Here is a 19,150-nt window from a genome sequence, read left to right as displayed (position 1 = left end):
CGGAGGGAGCGGTCGGAGCGCAGCTCCGGGTGAGGGTTTAGGGAACCATCCGGATAGAACAACATGCCGCCGGGAGCCTGAGCGGTGAGGCCGTAAACCCCCACCCGCCGGCTCCGCCGTCGACCTCTCCCTCAGGGAGAGGTGAAGGGGAGCGCTGCTCTTCGAGCCAGTCGGGATCCTGTATGACGGATGGGATCAGGGTGAGGCCGGACTTTGTCCGAAAGCCGGCTTTCGCATTTTAAGACCGTCCGGCCCTTAGCCCGAATCGGCGCGCCATGCTTCCGGTGCGTGGTCGTCGGCGTCGCCGTCGGGGTCGAAGCCGTGCATGTAGAGCGCCCATTGCAGCCCGACGATGGCGCCCTTGATCGGCCGCAGCAGGCCGAGCGTCAGGACCGCCGTCAGCGGCAGCCAGATCGCCAGATGCGTCATGTTGGAGAGATGCCAGGCCATTTCGACGATCAGCATCAGCGGCACCACGATGTGGGCGACGATGGTGATGGTGAAATAGGGCGGGGCGTCGTCGGCGCGCTGGTGCGACAGGTCCTCGCCGCAAACGTCGCAGGCATTGGCGACGGTGAGATAGCCGTTGAACATCCGGCCCTTGCCGCAGGCCGGGCAGCGGCAGAAGAAACCGCGCGACATCGCCTGCCACAACGAACGCTGCGGGCGGACGGTCGCTTCGGAACTGCTGGTCCACTCGTTCATCGGCTTCTCCTTGACGCGGCTAATATCGCGCCTGCGCCGGGGGATACAAGCCGACGCGGCAATCCACCGCGCGGCCGGCTCCGCCTTCGCCCGCGCATCTGCACCGTCGGCGCGGCATCAAACCTTCGTCTGGCGCGGCGTCGGCGGGCGTGCAAAACACACAGCGAAAGGCCCGCCGGTCTTGTCGCCCGGGGCGGAAGTCAATATAGGGGTCGCTTCAATGAATGAGCTCAAAGCCAGTCCCGCCGCAGTGTTCGCGCATCGCCACCTGCTAGGCATTGAAGGTCTCCTGCCCGCGGAGATCATCGCCCTTCTCGATCTCGCCGAAGAGGCGGTCGAAGTCAGCCGACAGGTCGAGAAGAAGAAGGCCGTCCTGCGCGGCCGCACGCAGATCAACCTGTTCTTCGAGGCCTCGACGCGGACGCAATCCTCGTTCGAGCTCGCCGGAAAGCGCCTCGGCGCCGACGTCATGAACATGTCGGTCGGCTCGTCCTCGGTGAAGAAGGGCGAGACGCTGATCGATACGGCGATGACGCTGAACGCCATGAACCCCGACATCCTGGTGGTCCGCCACCACGCGGCCGGCGCGGTTCACCTCTTGGCGCAGAAGGTCGGCTGCTCGGTGATCAATGCCGGCGACGGCGCGCATGAGCATCCGACCCAGGCGCTGCTCGATGCGCTGACTATCCGCCGCCACAAGGGGCCGATCCACGACCTGACGGTGGCGATCTGCGGCGACATCCTGCATTCGCGTGTCGCCCGCTCCAACATCATGCTGCTGAACGCGCTCGGCGCCCGGGTGCGCTGCATCGGGCCGTCGACGCTGCTGCCGAAGGGGCTCGACCGTCTCGGCGTCGAGATCTTCACCGACATGCGCAAGGGTCTGAAGGATGTCGACATCGTCATGATGCTGCGCCTGCAGCGCGAGCGCATGGATGGTTCCTTCGTGCCTTCGGTGCGCGAATATTTCCACTTCTTCGGTCTCGATGCGGAGAAGCTGGCCTATGCTCGGCCCGGCGCGCTGGTCATGCATCCCGGCCCGATGAACCGGGGCGTCGAGATCGACTCGGCCATCGCCGACGGGCCGCAGAGCCTGATCCGCGACCAGGTCGAGATGGGCGTCGCGGTGCGCATGGCGGTGCTCGAGGCACTCGCCCAGAACCTTCCGAACGGATGAGGGCGAGATGATGCCGGATCGCCTGAAAGAAACCCAACGCCCGCTGGTGCTCGCCAATGCGCGCGTCATCGACCCGTCGCGCAAGCTCGACGCGCGCGGCTCCGTCATCATCGCCGATGGCGTGATCGTGGCGGCTGGACCGGAGGCGGACAACGCCGCCGTACCGGATGGCGCCGAGATCGTCGATTGCCGCGGCGCAGCCGTCATGCCCGGCCTGATCGACATGCGCGTCTTCATCGGCGAGCCGGGCGGCGAGCATCGCGAGACCTTCGCCTCGGCCGGCCAGTCGGCCGCCGCCGGCGGCGTCACCACCGTCATCATGATGCCGGACACCGATCCCGTGATCGACGACGTGGCGCTGGTCGACTTCATCGCCCGCCGCACGCGCGACACGGCGCTGGTCAACGTCATGCCGATGGCCGCCATCACCAAGGGCCTGAAGGGCCGGGAGATGACGGAGTTCGGCCTGTTGCAGGATGCCGGCGCCGTCGGCTTCACCGATGGGCGGCACTCGATCACCAATGCGCTGGTGCTGCGCCGGGCGCTGACCTATGCCCGCGATTTCGGCGCGCTGATCATGCACCACCCGGCCGATCCGGACCTGACCGGCTCGGGCGTGATGAACGAAGGCGAGACGGCGACCCGGCTCGGCCTTTCCGGCATTCCGAAGGAAGCCGAGATCATCATGCTGGAGCGCGACATTCGCCTCGCGGCGCTGACGCGTGGCCGCTACCACGCGGCGCAGATCAGTTGCGCGGAATCGCTCGATATCATCCGCCGCGCCAAGAAGGCGGGGCTCGCCGTCTCCTGCGGCGTCTCGGCGACGCATCTGGCGCTGAACGAGCTCGATATCGGCCCCTATCGCACCTTCTTCCGGCTGTCGCCGCCGCTTCGTTCGGAAGATGACCGCCAGGCGATGATCGAGGGCGTCGCCGACGGCTCGATCGATGTGATCGTCTCCAGCCATGATCCGCAGGACGTCGACACCAAGCGCCATCCCTTCGCGGAAGCCGCCGACGGCGCGGTCGGGCTCGAAACCCTGCTCGCGGCGACGCTGCGCCTCGTCAACAATGGCGATGTCGACCTGCTGACGGTAGCGCGTGCGCTTTCGACCCGGCCGGCGGAACTGCTCGGCCTGCCGGGGGGCAAGCTGACGCCGGGCGCGCCCGCCGACATCATCCTGGTCGATTCGGCGATGCCCTGGATCTGCGACGGCGAGAAGCTGCGCTCGCGCTCCAAGAACACGCCGTTCGAAGGCGCGCGCTTCGAGGGCCGCGTGCTCCGGACAATCGTTGCAGGCCGGACCGTCTACGCATACGCTGGCGACTGATTTCACGTTTCCCGGTGGCTGGATTTCCCAGGCACCGCGCCATCTTTTCGAGTTCGGGGGAATCCTGCCATGCCGCAGCCGGTTGGCTGGGACTTAAGTGCGTCGCTCGCCGTGGCGGCGCTGGTGCTTGGCTATCTCCTGGGCTCGATCCCGTTCGGGCTGATCCTGACGCGCTTCGCCGGCCTCGGCGACATCCGCTCGATCGGCTCGGGCAATATCGGCGCCACCAACGTTCTGCGCACCGGCAACAAGAAGCTGGCCGCCGCGACGCTGATCGGCGATGCGCTGAAGGGCACCGTCGCCGTGCTGCTGGCCGGTCATTTCTGGGGGCCGGAAGCGGCGCTCCTGGCGGGACTTGGCGCCTTTCTCGGCCACATCTTCTCCGTCTGGCTGCGCTTCAAGGGCGGCAAGGGCGTCGCCACCTATCTCGGCGTGCTGATCGGCCTCGCCTGGCCGATGGCGCTGCTGTTCGCGGCGGTCTGGATCGCGGTCGCCTATATCGCCCGCTATTCCTCGCTCGCGGCGCTGGTGGCGAGTGTCCTCGTGCCGATCGTGCTGCTGGCGACCGGCGACATCCCGAAGGGGGGGCTGTTCGCGGTTCTGGCAGTAATCCTGATCCTCAAGCACAGCACCAACATCCGGCGGCTGCTCGGCGGCACCGAGAGCCGCATCGGCCAGAAGGGCTGACATGGCGCGCGGGGAAAATGGTTCTCCCCGCGACGCTGGACGGCCCGCCGACGTTCGCCTGAGCGACGACGAGCGCGCCGCCTGGCTGCAGCTGATCCGAAGCGAGAATGTCGGACCCGTCACCTTCCGCGAGCTGATCCGCCATTTCGGCTCGGCCGTCGCCGCTCTCGAAGGGCTGCCCGAACTCGCCGCCCGCAGCGGCCGACGCGTCCGCATTGCCAGCCGCACGGAAGCCGAGCGCGAGATCGACCAGCTTTCCCGCCTCGGCGGCCAGTTCGTGGGGATTCGCGAGGCGGGGTATCCCGCCTGGCTGAAGGCGATCGATGCCGCCCCGCCGCTTCTCTCGGTTCGCGGCAGCCTCGCCGTGCTGGAGAAGCCGATGATCGCCATTGTCGGCGCGCGCAGCGCCTCGGTGGTCGGCTGCCGGCTGGCGCAGCGTCTGGCGCGCGATCTCGGCGATGGCGGCTTCGTCATCGCTTCGGGCCTGGCGCGCGGCATCGACGCGGCGGCGCATGAGGCGGCGCTGGATGGCGGCACTGTCGCGGTCTTCGCGGGCGGGCTCGACCGGCTCTATCCGCCGGAAAACGCCGCGCTGGCCGACCGCATCCTGGAAAGCGGCGGGGCGCATGTCTCGGAAATGCCGCTCGGCTGGGAGCCGCGCTCGCGCGATTTTCCCCGCCGCAACCGGCTCGTCGCCGGCATGGCGTCGGGCACGGTCATCGTCGAGGCGGCGCAGCGTTCTGGATCGCTGATCACCGCGCGGCTCGCCGGCGAACAGGGCAGGGCGGTGTTCGCCGTTCCGGGGTCGCCGCTCGATCCGCGCGCCGCCGGCACCAACCAGCTGATCAAGCAGGGCGCGCATCTCGTTACCGAAGCCGCCGACGTGCTGGAGATCGTCGCGCCGATGCTGGGCCGCGCCTTCGCGCCGCAAGCCGGCTGGCCGGTCGGCGGTAGCGACGGTCTGGCGGAGCGTCGCTTCGACGGGGCGTCATTCCTCGATGCGGACGACAGGCTGGATGCCGACGCCATGCCGGACGACGAGGCGTCGGCGCGGGAGGGCACAACCCGCCACGCCGCGTCCCGGCCGGGCATGGCGAACGAGGGGCCGCGCGCGGTTGTGCCGGATGCCGCGCAGCACGACCGGGATCGCGACCGGCTGGTCGAGGCTCTGGGGCCGGCGCCGACCGAGATCGACGCCCTGATTCGGTTCACCGGCCTGTCGGCGGCGCTGGTGCAGATGCTGCTATTGGAACTGGACCTGGCCGGCCGGATCGAGCACCACGCCGGCCAGCGCGTCTCGCTGCTGCACTAGGCCAACTGGGGCCCGGGCGTCTCCGTCAGGCGCCTGAGCGGCGCCGGGCTATCCGGGATGGCCCGGGCGCTGGCTTTCCTGCCGGGCTTCTTCTTCCGAGACGGCGAGCAGGTAGGAGAGAAACTCCATCCCCGCGCCGGAGGCCATGCTGCGCAGCTCCCTCGTCATCTCGGCGATGTAGCGGGCCTTCGCATGACGCAGGTCGGCCGTGGCGATGTTGGGTGCTATGCCGTCGCGGCTGGTATCTTCCGGTTGCCACCCCATATCCATACCTCGATTGTTGCAAGGCGTGCATCGACTCTCATATAGTTGCGTTTGCAACCCAATGCAACCATCTGGTGCAGCGTCGCTTGGCGTGACAGCCTTCATTGACAGTCAGGGTGCTTTCCGGGATTGTCCAGCCCGAATGCGCCCACACCGTGGGCCGGCGGGATTTCCGCCTTGTTCCAATTCTCGTCGGATCGGGTTTTCGTGGCTCGTCCGGCCTTTTCGTAAATGGCATTGATGAATCTCGTCATCGTGGAATCGCCTGCAAAGGCGAAAACGATCAACAAGTACCTCGGCTCCGACTATCACGTCGTGGCGTCCTACGGCCATGTCCGCGACCTGCCGTCGAAGGACGGCTCGGTGCTGCCGGACGAGGACTTCGCGATGAGCTGGGAGGCGGACCCGAAGTCCGCCAAGCGCCTTGTCGACATGGCCGCCGCCGCCAAGGCCGCCGACCGCATCATTCTTGCAACCGACCCGGATCGCGAAGGCGAGGCCATTTCCTGGCACGTTCTCGAAGTCCTGAAGCAGAAGCGGGCGATCAAGGACAAGCCGGTCGAGCGCGTGGTGTTCAACGCGATCACCAAGCAGGCCGTCCTCGAGGCGATGAAGAACCCGCGTCCGATCGACGTGGCGCTGGTCGACGCCTATCTGGCGCGCCGGGCGCTCGACTATCTGGTCGGCTTTACGCTGTCGCCGGTGCTGTGGCGCAAGCTGCCGGGCGCCCGCTCGGCCGGCCGCGTCCAGTCCGTGGCGCTCCGCCTCGTCTGCGACCGCGAGAACGAGATCGAGATCTTCAAGCCGCGCGAATACTGGTCGCTGCTGGCGACGCTGGCGACGCCGCGCGGCGACGAGTTCCAGGCCCGCCTGGTCGGCGCCGACGGCAAGAAGATCAGCCGCCTCGACGTCGGCACTGCCGAGGAGGCCGAGGCGTTTCGCGCGGCGCTCGACGCCGGCCGCTATACGGTGGCCGAGATCGAGTCGAAGCCGGCCAAGCGCCATCCCTTCGCGCCCTTCACCACCTCGACCCTGCAGCAGGAGGCGAGCCGCAAGCTCGGCTTCGCGCCGAACCGCACCATGCAGCTGGCGCAGCGCCTCTATGAGGGCGTCGAGCTCAGCGGCGAGACGGTCGGTCTCATCACCTATATGCGTACCGACGGCGTCGACATGGCGCCGGAGGCGGTTGCCGCTGTCCGCGGCGTGATCGGCACCGATTTCTCGGCCAAGCACCTGCCGGACGCGCCGCGCCGCTACCAGACCAAGGCGAAGAACGCCCAGGAAGCGCATGAGGCGATCCGCCCGACCGACCCGACCCGCCGTCCGCGCGACGTCGCCCGCTATGTCGAGCAGGACCAGGCCCGCCTCTACGAGCTGATCTGGAAGCGCACCGTCGCCAGCCAGATGGAATCGGCGGAGATGCAGCGCACCGCCGTCGACATTCTCGTCGAAGCCGGCGGCCGCAAGATCGACCTGCGCGCCTCCGGGCAGGTCATGACCTTCGACGGCTTCCTCGCTCTCTATAATGAGGACAAGGACGAGGAGGGCGACGAGGACGAAGGCCGCCTGCCGCGCATGGAGAAGGCCGAGAGCCTGACCAAGAAGGCGATCGCCGCCACCCAGCATTTCACCGAGCCGCCGCCGCGCTACAGCGAAGCGACGCTGGTGAAGCGCATGGAAGAGCTCGGCATCGGCCGTCCCTCGACCTATGCCGCGACGCTGACCGTGCTGCGCGACCGCGAATATGTCCGCCTCGACAAGAAGCGCCTCGTGCCCGAGGACAAGGGCCGCCTGGTCACGGCGTTCCTGCAGAGCTTCTTTGCCCGCTATGTCGAATATGATTTCACCGCCGATCTGGAAGAGAAGCTCGACCAGATCTCGGCCGGCGAGATCGCCTGGAAGGACGTGCTGCGCGAATTCTGGCAGCGTTTCGCCGCCGATGTCGGCGAGACCAAGGAACTGCGCGTCACGCAGGTTCTGGACGCGCTGAACGACCTGCTTGGGCCCCACATTTTCCCGGCGCGCGCCGATGGCGGCGATCCGCGCACCTGCCCGTCCTGCGGCGCCGGCCGCCTGTCGCTGAAGCTCGGCAAGTTCGGCGCCTTCATCGGCTGCTCGAACTATCCGGAATGCCGCTTCACCCGCCAGCTCGTGGCCTCCGGCGACGATGCGACGCCGGGCGAGAATGGCGAAAACGGTTCGGTGCTCGGCGCCGAGGGTTCGAAGGTGCTGGGCAAGGATCCGGCGACGGGTCTCGACGTCACGCTGCGCAGCGGCCGTTTCGGTCCCTACGTCCAGCTCGGCGAACCCGAAGGCAAGGAAAAGCCGAAGCGCGCCTCGCTGCCCAAGGGCTGGGAAGCCGCGACGCTCGACCTCGACAAGGCGCTCGCGCTGCTGTCGCTGCCGCGCGACGTCGGTATCCATCCCGAGGACGGCAAGCCGATCCAGGCCGGTATCGGGCGTTACGGTCCGTTCCTGCTGCATGACGGCAAATACGCCAATCTCGACAGCGTCGACGAGGTGTTCGTCGTCGGCATCAACCGCGCCGTCGACGTCATCGCCGAGAAGAAGGCGCGCGGCGGACGGCCGGCCCGCGCCGGCGCCGAGCCGATCAAGACGCTGGGCGATCACCCGACCCTGGGCGGCCCGATCACCGTGCATGCCGGCAAGTATGGCCCCTATGTGAAGCATGGCGCCGTCAACGCCACGCTGCCGAAGGCCTTGCCGCCGGAAACCGTTTCGCTCGACGAAGCCGTCGCCCTGATCGCCGAGAAGGCGGGCAAGGCTCCGGTCAAGAAGACGCGCGCGGCTGCAAAGCCGAAGGCGGAAGCCAAGACCACCGCGAAGAAGGCCCCGGCGAAGAAGGCCGCTGCCAAGGTCGCGGATGGCGACGGCGTGTCGGAAGACACGCCGAAGAAGGCTCCTGCCAAGAAGGCTGCCGCCAAGAAGCCGGCCGCGAAGAAGACCGCGACAAAGAAATCGCCTGCCGAGGCCGACGCCGAGTAGCCGGCCGCCGCGTCACGCATTCTCGAGGCCGGCTGTTGCCAGAATGGACACAGCCGGCCATTCTCATTTCTCCCCCTTGGGAGAGGCCGGGCGCAGTCCCGGCCGCCCCCATTCCGAACTGGACATAATTTACTTGGCCAAGAAGCCAGATACTCCCCCCAAAGCCGCCAAGGTCCGGACGCCCGGCGCGAGATCCGCGACGCGTTCCGCAGCCTTCGCCAAGGCCTCCGGCAAGCCGGTCGCCCCCGTCGCCCCGCCTGCCAACGGCATGCCCTCGCGCGAGGCGATCCTCGCCTTCATCGCCGAACATCCCGGCAAGGCGACCAAGCGCGAGATCTCGAAGCATTTCGGCATTTCCGGCGGCGCCCGCATCGCGCTGAAGCGCACGCTCAAGGAATTGAGCGAGGACGGCCTCGTCGAGAAGAACCGCAAGAAGCTGTCGCGTCCGGGCGATATCCCGCCCGTCACCGTGCTGCTGATCACCGAGCGCGATGAGCATGGCGAATTCGTCGCCCAGCCCGCGCTCTGGGACACCGACCATGGCGCCGCGCCGCGCATCCTGATCCGTCTCAATCGCGGCAAGCCGCTGGTTCCGGCGCCCGGCATCGGCGACCGCGTGCTGTCGCATGTCGACGCCGCCGACCTGGAAGAGACCGGCTTCGCCCATACCGGCCGCATCATCAAGGTGCTGGAGAAGCGGGCCGCCTCCATCCTCGGCGTCATCCGCATCACGCCCGGCGGCGCCCGCGTGCTGCCGGTCGATCGCAAGCAGAAGGAAGCCGAAGTCGAGGCCGACGACCTGAACGGCGCCAAGAATGGCGATCTCGTTTCGGTCGAGGCCAAGCGCATGTCGCGCTTCGGCCTGCCGCGCGTGCGCGTGGTCGAGATCATCGGCGACATGTCGAGCGAGAAGGCGGTCTCGATGATCGCCATCCATGCGCACGACATTCCCTACATCTTCCCGCCGCAGGTTCTGGAAGACGCCGAGAAGGCCAAGCAGGCGAAGATCGCCGGCGGCCGCGAGGACTGGCGGCAGGTGCCGCTCGTCACCATCGATCCGGCCGACGCCAAGGACCATGACGACGCCGTTTATGCCGAGCCGGACACCGACCCGGAAAATCCCGGTGGCTTCCTCGTTACCGTCGCGATCGCCGACGTCGCCTGGTATGTGCGCCCGAATTCGGCGCTCGACCGCGAGGCGCTGAAGCGCGGTAACTCGGTCTATTTCCCCGACCGCGTCGTGCCGATGCTGCCCGAGCGCATCTCGAACGATCTCTGCTCGCTGCGCGAGGGCGAGGATCGCCCGGCGCTGGCCGTGCGGATGCAGTTCACCGCCGAGGGCAAGAAGAAGTTCCATTGGTTCCACCGCATCATGATGCGTTCGGCGGCCAAGCTCTCCTACAGCCAAGCGCAGGCCGCGATCGACGGCCGGCCGGACGACAAGACCGGGCCGCTGCTCGGGCCGATCCTGAAGCCGCTCTGGGCGGCCTATGCCGTGATGAAGCGCGGCCGGGACAATCGCGAGCCGCTCGATCTCGACCTGCCCGAGCGCAAGGTCATCGTCGGCGCCGATGGCTCGATCGACAAGATCGTCATTCCCGAACGCCTCGACGCGCACAAGCTGATCGAGGAGTTCATGATCCAGGCGAACGTCGCGGCGGCGGAAACGCTGGAGCGCAAGGGTTCGCCGCTGGTCTATCGCGTGCATGACCAGCCCTCGCTGGCCAAGCTCGAATCGCTGCGGGAATTCCTCGCCACGATCGAGATGAACCTGCCGAAGAGCGGCAATCTGCGCCCGAGCAACTTCAACACCATCCTCGGACGGGTGAAGGACAGCGAGCACGCGGCCCTCGTCAACGAGGTCGTGCTGCGCTCGCAGAGCCAGGCGATCTACAGCCCCGACAATATCGGCCATTTCGGCCTCAACCTGCGCCGCTACGCGCATTTCACCTCGCCGATCCGCCGCTATGCCGATCTGATGGTGCATCGCGCGCTGGTGCGGGCGCTGGAAATGGGCGAGGGCGGGTTGCCGGACGGCATGGACAAGGACCTCCCGGCGATCGCCGAGGAGATCTCGACGGCCGAGCGCCGGGCCATGGCGGCCGAACGCGAGACCATCGACCGTCTCGTGGCGCATTGGCTGGCCGATCGCATCGGCGCGCAGTTCCATGGCCGCATCGCGGGCGTCACCCGCGCCGGCCTGTTCGTCAAGCTGGACGAGACCGGCGCCGATGGCTTCGTGCCGATCGGCTCCATCGGCTCGGACTTCTACCAGTTCGACGAGGCGCGCCAGGCCGTGATCGGCTCGCGCAATGGCGAGATGTTCCGCCTGGGCGACAGCGTCGACGTCAAGCTGGTCGAAGTGGCGCCGGTCGCCGGCGCGCTTCGCTTCGAGCTGATGTCCGATGGCAAGCTGCTTCCCAAGGGAGAACGCAAGGTTGTGGAGCGCGAGTTCCGCGGTCGCGGCGGGCGTCCTGCCGGAGCGGCGTTCAAGGGTCGGCCGGGGGGCAAGCGGCGCTAGAAAAATCTCAAATCCTTGAGGCAAGACACCGGCGCCTTTTGCCCCTATTAACCTTGGCGGGCCATAAGGGACGCGGGCCGAGGACGGGGCAGGAGACGCATGGTTTCGCCGGATTATGAGACGCACGAAGTCAACAACCAGGTCGCGTTTCGCGTCGGCGCGAACCTTTATGCGTCCGACCCGGTGCTGGCCGCCCTGGTCGAGGGCCTGCCGCGGCCGGTGGTCGAGGGGCTTGCAACCCATGGTCAGCAATGGGGATCGGCCGAGATGGCCGATCTCGCGCGGCTGGCCAACGCCGTGCCGCCGGTTCTGAAGACGCATGACGCTGCCGGGCGCCGCGCCGATACGGTCGAGTTCCACCCTGCCTACCATGCCCTGATGCGGCGCAGCGTGGCCGCAGGCCTGCAGGCGTCGATCTGGGACGCCAGCGGCGACGAGGCCAGCGTTCGCGCCGTCGCCCGTGCCGCCCGCATCTACATGACCGCGCAGGTCGAGGCCGGCCATGTTGGCGCGATGTCGGTGACCAGCGCCAGCGTCGCGGCGCTCGCGCACGCGCCGAAGCTCGCCGAAACCTGGCTGCCGATGATCCGTTCGCGGCGCTACGATTCGCGCGTCATCCCCTCGGCGCAGAAGGCGGGCGCGCTGTTCGCCTTCGCCACGACCGAGAAGCAGGGGGGCTCGGATCTTCGCTCCAATTCGACGCGGGCCGAGGCCTCGGGCGACGGCAGCCACCGGCTCGTCGGCCATAAATGGTACGTTTCGGCGCCGATGAGCGACGCGCTGCTGGTGCTGGCGCAGACGCTGGAAGGGCTCTCCTTCTTCCTTGTGCCGCGCTTCCTGCCCGACGGCAAGCGCAACCCGATCCGCCTGGCGCGCCTCAAGGACAAGCTCGGCACCCGCTCCAACGCGGTCGCCGAGGTCGAATTCCCCGGCACGACCGGCTTCTTGGTCGGCGAGGCCGGGCGCGGCGTCTCGACCATCAACGAGACGGTGACGCTGACCCGCGTCGACAGCGCCGTCACCTCGGCCGGAATTTCGCGCGCCGCACTTGCCGAGGCCGTGCATTACGCGCGCCACCGCAAGGCCTTCGGCGCGCCGCTGCTCGACCAGCCGCTGATGACCCGCGTGCTGGCTGACTTGGCGCTCGACGTCACCGCTTCGGCGGCGCTCGCCTTCCGCCTGGCGGAAGCCGTCGACCGCTCGCATGACGATCCGCTCGAGGCTGCCTTCGCGCGGCTGATGACGCCCGTGGTGAAATACTGGATCACCAAGGTGACCCCGTCCGTGGTCGCCGAGGCGATCGAGTGCACCGGCGGCAACGGCTTCGTCGAGGAGAGCCATCTGGCGCGGCTCTATCGCGACGCCTTGGCGCCGGCGCTCGCCGACGGCCCCGGCAACGTGCTCTGCCTCGACGTGCTGCGCATCCTGCGCCGCTCCTCGGATTCGCTCGAAGCAGTGCTGCGGGTGATCGAGGACGGGCTCGGCCAGGCCGCGCGCTCGACGCTCAACGTGCTGCGCGCCGCCACCGCCGTGGCGCTGGCCGATGAGGGCTCGGCCCGCATCCTGGTCGAACAGCTGGCCATGACGGTTGCCGCCGCCGCGATGCGCCGCCGCTTCCCGGCCGTGATCGCCGATGCGTTCCTGGAATCGCGCCTCGGCAAGCCGTGGCGTTCTACCTATGGCATGCTCGACGCGCGCTTCGATGCGCGCGCCTTTGTCGACTATATCTGCCCGAAGGGCTGATCGTCCTCGAGATCGCGCGCGTCCTGGATGTCGCGCGTGATCTTCTGCATGCGGTCGAGCGCGCCCTGCAGGATGAAGGCGGCCGCCATCTTGTCGACCAGCTCGCCGCGCCGCTTGCGGCTGGTGTCGGCCTCGAGCAGCGTGCGCGTCACCGCAACGGTCGACAATCGCTCGTCCCAGAACGACACCGAGATGTCGATCTTCGGCAGCAGATTGCGCACGAAGGCGCGCGTCGCCTGGGCGCGCGGGCCTTCCGAGCCGTCCATGTTGAGCGGCAGGCCGATGATGATGCCCGCGACCTGGCGCTCGCGGATCACCTTGATCAGGGCCTCGACGTCCTGGGTGAACTTCACCCGGTTGATCAGGACCAGCGGCGAGGCGATGCGCCGGCCGAGATCCGAGATCGCGACGCCGATCGTCTTGGTGCCGAGATCGAGGCCGATCAGGCCGGCGGCCGGCGGCAGCGCCTGCTGCAGTTCCGCGAAATCCAGGATGGTGCCGGTCATGGCCGCCTTCAGATGTAGATGACGGCGACGAAGCCGAGGATGACGACGATCGTGCCGACGATCATCACCGTCGAGAAATGCCGGTCGATGATGGCGCGCGCCTGCGGCCCGAAGGCATAGAACAGCCCCGCCACCAGGAAGAAACGCAGCCCGCGCGTGATGATGCAGGCGATGATGAAGGTGGCGAGGTTCAGATGCGCCACGCCCGAGGCGATCGTCACCAGCTTGAACGGGATCGGCGTCAGCCCCTTGGCGACGATGATCCAGCCGCCCCATTCGTCGAAGCGCAGCTGGAAGGTATGGAAGGCTTCCTGCAGATTGTAGAAGACGATGACCGGCTGGCCGATCGCCTCGTAGAGCCCGGCGCCGATGGCATAGCCGGCAAGGCCGCCCAAAACCGAGAAGACCGTGCAGACCAGGGCCGCGATCCAGGCGCGCTCGCGCCGCGCCAGCACGATGGCGGCGAGGATCGGATCGGGCGGAATCGGGAAGAACGACGCTTCGGCGAAGGACACCACGGCCAGCAGCCAGAGCGCATGCGGCCCGGCCGAGAGTTCCATGCATCGGTCGAAGAGCCGCTTCATCAGCCCTGGGCGGGCGGCCTTCGGCGCGGTTGCTTCCATGTCCGTCACGTTCCCTCCGGTCGGTTCACCCGCCCTTATCACGGATCATGCCGCGCGCGGCAAGCAAGCCCGCCGGGGCGCGGCAAGATTGCGCGCCCGCGGGGGTGTTTAATCGGCCCGCCGCCGCCATATTGGAGCTGAAATTCGACAGAAGGATGAATCTCTCCATGCAGCTTACCTGGCTCGGCCATTCGGCCTTTCGCGTCGAGATCGACGGCGCCGTCATCCTGATCGACCCGTTCTTCACCGGCAATCCGAGCTTTCCTGGCAATGAAGAAGCCTGGACGCGCGGCGTCACGCATATCCTGCTGACGCATGGCCATGGCGATCACCTCGGCGACACGGTCGCGATCGCGGCGAAGACCGGCGCCAAGGTGGTGGCGGATGCGGATCTCGCCAGCTACCTCGCCCATAAGGGCGTCGCCAAGGTCGACCCGATGAACACGGGCGGGACTACCGACCAGGGCGCGTTCCGCGTGTCGATGACGGTGGCGCACCATTCCTCCGCCACGCTGGACGAGAACGGCGTCTCGCATTCGCTCGGCCATCCGCATGGCCTTGTCATCGCCGCCCCCGGCGAGAAGACGCTCTACCTCGCCGGCGATACCGACATCTTCTCCGACATGGCGCTGATCGACGAGATCTACCAGCCGAAGATCGGCATTTTGCCGATCGGCGACCGTTTCACCATGGGCGGCAAGGTCGCGGCGCTCGCGGCGCGGCGCTTCTTCCATTTCGAGACGGTGATCCCTTGCCACTATGCGACGTTCGGCCTGCTCGATGCGACGGCCGACGTCTTCGTCGAGGCCATGCAGGGCGCCGACACCAAGGTGGCGGTCCCGGCGATCGGCGAGACGCTGACGCTCTGAGGGGCGTTTGGCGTATTCACTTGCTCCGCCCTCGCCCCACGCTCGCCGTCATCCCGGGCGAAGACCCGGGATCCATTCAGCCGGGTTGGGTGCAAGCCTCCCGCAACCCCGGCCCTATGGATCCTCGCTTCCGCGAGGAGGACGGCGGAGGGTGAGGATGCGGCTTACCTTCTTTCGGAGGAGCCTCCTTGCAGAGGCTCCAAAGTTGCCCGCTGTCCCCCGCGCCCAGGCAGGTCGTCGCCCCGGCGCAGGCCGGGGCCCATAAACACTGGCCAAGCAGAATTTGATCCGACCTTCTGGTCCAAGCCGGTGGGTCTGGATCCCGGCCTTCGCCGGGATGACGGCCGAGGGTGGCTCCCGTGGCGAGGGTTTCTCTTGAGTCGAACGGCGAACCGGCGCCCCCGGCCAACCGACCGGCGGCACGTCAAAAAATCCAAAAGAAAAGGCCGGCGTTGCCGCCGGCCTCTTGGTCCTTTTGAAGGTCAACCGGTGGCCCGGTTGCCCGATCTACTGGCGATATTGCTGAATCCGCGTCGTCCGCAGCCCGGCAAGGCCGTGCTGGTCGATCGATTGCTGCCAGGAGATGAATTCCTCGACGGTCAACGTATAACGCTGACACGCCTCTTCAAGGCTGAGCAGGCCCCCCCGCACCGCCGCGACAACTTCTGCCTTACGGCGGATAACCCAACGTTTCGTGTCCCGCGGCGGCAAATCGGCAATCGTAAGCGGACTACCGTCCGGTCCGATAACATATTTGACGCGCGGACGCATTTGATCGGTCATTCTACTCTCACACACTCAACCTGACCTTGTCGAAGGCGAGACTACGACGTCGGCTTTAAAAATTGACTAAGCCCCCGGCAACGCTTCGGTAAGGTTTGCAACCGCCTGCAGCCGCCCGAAATCCGCGCGGGCGCGACGGCCGGTCGCCCCAGCGCCGCAGCTATGCCGGGCCGCCGGGACGCTCCCATTCCAGGTTGTGGCGTCGCTTGCGCCTTGAAGATGACGCGATCGCCGCTATAGTCCCGCCCTTAACGCGGCTCTGCCGCCTCCTGCGTTTCTGCCGCGGCCTGAAACCTGTTCGTGCGGCATCCCGGCAAGGCATTCCCACCATGCTCAACAGTCTCGATCTTCCCGGCCGCCCCGAGGACACGCGCATCGTCGTGGCCATGTCGGGCGGGGTCGATTCGTCGGTTGTCGCGGGATTGCTGAAACGCGAGGGCTATGACGTCGTCGGCATGACGCTGCAGCTCTACGATCATGGCGAGGCGACGCACCGCAAGGGCGCCTGCTGCGCCGGGCAGGACATTCACGACGCCCGCCGCGTCGCGGAGAGGCTCGATATTCCGCACTACGTGCTCGACTATGAGGAGCGCTTCCGCAAGTCGGTCATCGATCGCTTCGCCGAGAGCTACATCGCCGGCGAGACGCCGATCCCCTGCGTTTCCTGCAACCAGACGGTCAAGTTCTCCGACCTGCTGACCACGGCGCGCGAACTGGGCGCGGCGGCGCTCGCCACCGGCCATTATGTCCAGAGCCGGCTGCAGCCGAACGGCCATCGCGGCATGTTCCGCCCCGCCGACCTCGACCGCGACCAGAGCTATTTCCTGTTCGCGACGACGCCCGAGCAGCTCGATTTCATCCGCTTCCCGCTCGGCCATCTGACCAAGCCGGAGACGCGCGCCATCGCCCGCGAGCTCGGCCTGGAGATCGCCGACAAGCATGACAGTCAGGACATCTGCTTCGTGCCGAACGGAAAATATTCCGACGTCATCGAGCGGCTGAAGCCGGGCGCGGCCGAGGGCGGCGAGGTCGTGCATATCGACGGCCGCGTGCTCGGCCGGCACGAGGGCATCATCCATTACACGGTCGGCCAGCGCCGCGGCCTCGGCATCGCCTCGGCCGATCCGCTCTATGTCATCCATCTCGACGCGCGGCGCGGCCGGGTCATCGTCGGCCCGCGCGAGGCGCTCGCCGCCCGCCGGCTGGTGCTGCGCAACGTGAACTGGCTGGGCGATGCGCCGCTGGAGGCGATCGGCGCCGACGGGATGGAGATCTATGCCCGCGTCCGCTCGACGCGCGCGCCGCAGCGGGCGCAGATCGTGCAGAAGGATGGCGAGACCCAGGTCTCGCTGATCGACGGCGAGACAGGTGTCGCGCCGGGCCAGGCCTGCGTATTCTATGCGGGCCAGGGAGAGGGGGCTCGCGTCCTCGGCGGCGGCTGGATCAGCCGGGCCGAACGCGACGCCGAGGCGGAGCAGGCGCTTCGCCGCCTGATCGTGACGGATACCGTCGCCGCAGCATGAGGGAGAGCAATGCCGGAATTCTTTGAAGACGTCGCCCGCAAGTGGAAGTCCTTTGCGAGCAAACGCCGTTCTTCCAACCGGATCGACGAGAACGCCGTTCGCAATACCTACGCCCGCTGGGCGCCGGTCTATGACCGGGTATTCGGCTATGTCTTCGAATCGGGCCGGCGCGCCGCCGTCGCCTTCGTCAACGAATTGCCGGCCGGTCGCATTCTCGAATGCGGCGTCGGCACCGGCATCTCGCTGCCGCATTACAGCACCGGCCATCGCATCACCGGCATCGACCTGTCGCCGGAAATGCTGGAGATTGCGCGCGAGCGCGTCACGGCGGGCAAGCTCGACCATGTCGAGGCGCTGGAAGTCGCCGATGCCGGCGACCTGCAGATGGCGGACGCCAGCTTCGACACGTCGGTCGCCATGTTCGTGCTGACCGTGGTGCCGGACCCGCGCGCCGTGATGGGCGAACTCGCCCGCGTCACCAAGCCGGGCGGCGCCGTCGTGCTGGTCAGTCATTTCCCGGAGCAGAAGGGCTGGCGCGGCTGGCTCGGCGAGCGTCTGGCGCCGCTTTCCGCAGCGCTCGGCTGGCACATGGATTTCGACATCAGCCGCATCCTGGGCCGCTCCGATCTGCGCCTGGTCGACCGCCGGCGGGTGGGTCCGATCGGGTTTTTCACACTGCTTGTGTTTGAACGGGCCTGAAGCGTTCTGGCTGCTTGACAGCCCTCGGCCCGGCTCCCTATAAGCGGGCCATTCCAGCCGGCGCCCCAAGCGCCGGTCCTGGGGCGGAGTAGCTCAGCTGGTTAGAGCAGCGGAATCATAATCCGCGTGTCGGGGGTTCAAGTCCCTCCTCCGCTACCAACTTCCTCCATGCGAGTTCGCCGCCGTCCAAGACGTCGCGCAAAGCCTTGATCGCCTCACCCTTTGCGTTCACTCCTGTATCTGGACGTCCCAAGGCATCCCGATGCCGAGCATGGTACTGGGTTGGCCCCGCGCTGGTGATACCATACGGGAGGACAGCATGGCGCTCACGGATGCAGCTTGCCGAAATGCAAAGGCGGCCGAGAAAGACTTAGAGCTGGGCGATTCTGGTCAACTCTACCTGCTCGTTCGCCCCAACGGCTCAAAGCTATGGCGTCTGAACTGCAAGTTCGGGGGTCGACAGCATACCCTTTCGCTTGGATCGTACCCAGGGGTTGCCCTCGCGCCAACGCGCGCTGCGCGTGAGGCTGCGAAGTAGAAGCTCGCGACCGGGCACGATCCTAGCGCGAAGGACCTCCCCGTTGGGGTGCCTCCCATCTCCCGACATTTCAAGACCGTTGCGACGGCTTGGTTCAACAGCAAGTCAACAGGCTGGGTGCAAGCTCATGCCGATCGTGTTTGGTCGCGCCTTGAGGGCGATGTGCTTCCTGCGATCGGAATGAGGGACGTTGCGGAGATCAAGCCAGCTGACATTCTGGCGATTGTTCGGAGTGTCGAAAGTCGCGGCGCATTGGATGTCGCCAAGCGCATCCGGCAGACCATCAGTTCAATCTTCCGATACGCCGTAGCCTCGAGTTTGGCGACCACTGACCCGGCCGCGCCTTTGGTCGACGCAATGCTGCCGAAGCCGAGGGTGAAGCGGACGCGGGCTACCGGCGTTGCCGAGACCGTCGCAGGGTTTACGGTCAGCAGGGAGCGCTGGCTGACGGCGATGTCCAGCACGTTGGCGCGGAGGGCGTGCGGCTCGACGCTGGATAGACGAGGGCGACGAGATCGCCGGCCTCAACCGCTTGCCCAAACGCGACCTCGTGCTTCAGAAGGCCTGCGATCTCGTCTCCGAACGTGTTTTCGACACGGACATCGAGATTGCGCTAGGGCGGTGAATGTTCTTCAGTCGTAGCGTTCATGGGTCGGGAATCTCTTAGTGTCTTCCCGTGGCTTCGGTAGGAGGTCGATGGTTGAGGTGTCGCTGCTGCTAGCCCCTGGTTTGCCTCCTCTTAGTCAGCAACGCCGTTCGCGTGAGTTCTGTGAATAAGGATGGGTTACGCATGTCGGTCTAGCTCGCGGCAAGCCATCTGGATCCAGCATCGAACGACCGGGCGAGCTCAACTCCGCTAAAAGG

The 19,150-nt window shown here is 67.1% G+C and carries 17 protein-coding genes and 1 tRNA gene; 13 read left to right on the top strand and 5 right to left on the bottom strand.

Going from position 1 to position 19,150, the window contains the following annotated elements:
• Positions 1–255 precede the first annotated feature (255 nt).
• A complete protein-coding gene (locus ACHMWQ_RS22775; RefSeq protein WP_396309230.1) occupies positions 256–705 on the bottom strand; it encodes a DUF983 domain-containing protein in 450 nt (149 codons plus the stop codon).
• A 220-nt stretch (positions 706–925) separates the two neighbouring features.
• Here ACHMWQ_RS22775 and ACHMWQ_RS22770 point away from each other — a divergent pair, with 220 nt between their 5' ends.
• The 4 genes from ACHMWQ_RS22770 (at position 926) to dprA (ending at position 5,211) form a co-directional block, all read left to right on the top strand.
• Positions 926–1,882 carry an aspartate carbamoyltransferase catalytic subunit gene (locus tag ACHMWQ_RS22770; RefSeq protein ID WP_266330142.1) on the top strand — a complete coding sequence of 319 codons (957 nt, stop codon included), beginning with the start codon at positions 926–928 and terminating at the stop codon, positions 1,880–1,882.
• A gap of 7 nt (positions 1,883–1,889) precedes the next feature.
• Positions 1,890–3,212 (top strand): dihydroorotase, encoded by a 1,323-nt coding sequence (locus ACHMWQ_RS22765; protein ID WP_396309229.1) that lies wholly within the window; start codon positions 1,890–1,892, stop codon positions 3,210–3,212.
• A 69-nt stretch (positions 3,213–3,281) separates the two neighbouring features.
• Positions 3,282–3,899 (top strand): glycerol-3-phosphate 1-O-acyltransferase PlsY, encoded by a 618-nt coding sequence (gene plsY, locus ACHMWQ_RS22760; RefSeq protein ID WP_396309228.1) that lies wholly within the window; start codon positions 3,282–3,284, stop codon positions 3,897–3,899.
• A 1-nt stretch (position 3,900) separates the two neighbouring features.
• Positions 3,901–5,211 (top strand): DNA-processing protein DprA, encoded by a 1,311-nt coding sequence (gene dprA, locus ACHMWQ_RS22755; protein ID WP_396309227.1) that lies wholly within the window; start codon positions 3,901–3,903, stop codon positions 5,209–5,211.
• A gap of 48 nt (positions 5,212–5,259) precedes the next feature.
• Here the strand turns inward: dprA and ACHMWQ_RS22750 are convergent, their stop codons facing one another.
• Positions 5,260–5,475, bottom strand: a complete 216-nt coding sequence (locus tag ACHMWQ_RS22750) for a hypothetical protein (RefSeq protein WP_396309226.1) — start codon at positions 5,473–5,475, stop codon at positions 5,260–5,262.
• A gap of 240 nt (positions 5,476–5,715) precedes the next feature.
• Here ACHMWQ_RS22750 and topA point away from each other — a divergent pair, with 240 nt between their 5' ends.
• The 3 genes from topA (at position 5,716) to ACHMWQ_RS22735 (ending at position 12,745) form a co-directional block, all read left to right on the top strand.
• Positions 5,716–8,481 carry a type I DNA topoisomerase gene (gene topA, locus ACHMWQ_RS22745; RefSeq protein ID WP_396309225.1) on the top strand — a complete coding sequence of 922 codons (2,766 nt, stop codon included), beginning with the start codon at positions 5,716–5,718 and terminating at the stop codon, positions 8,479–8,481.
• A gap of 133 nt (positions 8,482–8,614) precedes the next feature.
• A complete protein-coding gene (gene rnr / locus ACHMWQ_RS22740; protein WP_396309224.1) occupies positions 8,615–11,002 on the top strand; it encodes a ribonuclease R in 2,388 nt (795 codons plus the stop codon).
• Between the two features lie 99 nt (positions 11,003–11,101).
• Complete coding sequence (locus ACHMWQ_RS22735; RefSeq protein ID WP_396309223.1) at positions 11,102–12,745, top strand: acyl-CoA dehydrogenase family protein; 1,644 nt, start codon at positions 11,102–11,104, stop codon at positions 12,743–12,745.
• Here the strand turns inward: ACHMWQ_RS22735 and ruvX are convergent.
• Together ruvX and ACHMWQ_RS22725 are read right to left on the bottom strand one after the other, a co-directional pair.
• A complete protein-coding gene (gene ruvX / locus ACHMWQ_RS22730) occupies positions 12,724–13,251 on the bottom strand; it encodes a Holliday junction resolvase RuvX (RefSeq protein ID WP_396309222.1) in 528 nt (175 codons plus the stop codon). The genes ACHMWQ_RS22735 and ruvX overlap by 22 nt on opposite strands.
• A gap of 8 nt (positions 13,252–13,259) precedes the next feature.
• Positions 13,260–13,874 (bottom strand): YqaA family protein, encoded by a 615-nt coding sequence (locus ACHMWQ_RS22725; RefSeq protein WP_396309514.1) that lies wholly within the window; start codon positions 13,872–13,874, stop codon positions 13,260–13,262.
• Between the two features lie 167 nt (positions 13,875–14,041).
• Here ACHMWQ_RS22725 and ACHMWQ_RS22720 point away from each other — a divergent pair, with 167 nt between their 5' ends.
• Complete coding sequence (locus ACHMWQ_RS22720; protein ID WP_396309221.1) at positions 14,042–14,743, top strand: metal-dependent hydrolase; 702 nt, start codon at positions 14,042–14,044, stop codon at positions 14,741–14,743.
• 507 nt (positions 14,744–15,250) lie between these two features.
• Here the strand turns inward: ACHMWQ_RS22720 and ACHMWQ_RS22715 are convergent.
• Positions 15,251–15,526, bottom strand: coding sequence for a DUF1153 domain-containing protein (locus ACHMWQ_RS22715; protein ID WP_026303994.1), 276 nt, complete (start codon positions 15,524–15,526; stop codon positions 15,251–15,253).
• 329 nt (positions 15,527–15,855) lie between these two features.
• Here ACHMWQ_RS22715 and mnmA point away from each other — a divergent pair, with 329 nt between their 5' ends.
• The 5 genes from mnmA to ACHMWQ_RS22690 all read left to right on the top strand — a co-directional run bounded on the left by mnmA (position 15,856) and on the right by ACHMWQ_RS22690 (position 18,928).
• Positions 15,856–17,049 (top strand): tRNA 2-thiouridine(34) synthase MnmA, encoded by a 1,194-nt coding sequence (gene mnmA, locus ACHMWQ_RS22710; RefSeq protein WP_396309220.1) that lies wholly within the window; start codon positions 15,856–15,858, stop codon positions 17,047–17,049.
• Between the two features lie 9 nt (positions 17,050–17,058).
• Positions 17,059–17,748 (top strand): class I SAM-dependent methyltransferase, encoded by a 690-nt coding sequence (locus tag ACHMWQ_RS22705; protein WP_354551189.1) that lies wholly within the window; start codon positions 17,059–17,061, stop codon positions 17,746–17,748.
• An 82-nt stretch (positions 17,749–17,830) separates the two neighbouring features.
• Positions 17,831–17,907, top strand: a tRNA-Met gene (locus tag ACHMWQ_RS22700).
• A 103-nt stretch (positions 17,908–18,010) separates the two neighbouring features.
• The gene (locus tag ACHMWQ_RS22695; RefSeq protein ID WP_396309219.1) at positions 18,011–18,286 is read left to right on the top strand and encodes an Arm DNA-binding domain-containing protein; all 276 of its coding nucleotides are present in this window, start codon (positions 18,011–18,013) and stop codon (positions 18,284–18,286) included.
• A 48-nt stretch (positions 18,287–18,334) separates the two neighbouring features.
• The gene (locus ACHMWQ_RS22690) at positions 18,335–18,928 is read left to right on the top strand and encodes a tyrosine-type recombinase/integrase (RefSeq protein ID WP_396309218.1); all 594 of its coding nucleotides are present in this window, start codon (positions 18,335–18,337) and stop codon (positions 18,926–18,928) included.
• Positions 18,929–19,150 lie beyond the last annotated feature (222 nt).

Origin of the sequence: Kaistia sp. UC242_56 (assembly GCF_044452255.1) — a bacterium.
GTDB classification, from domain to species: Bacteria; Pseudomonadota; Alphaproteobacteria; order Rhizobiales; family Kaistiaceae; genus Kaistia; species Kaistia defluvii_A.
This window is presented reverse-complemented; position numbering and strand designations above follow the sequence as displayed.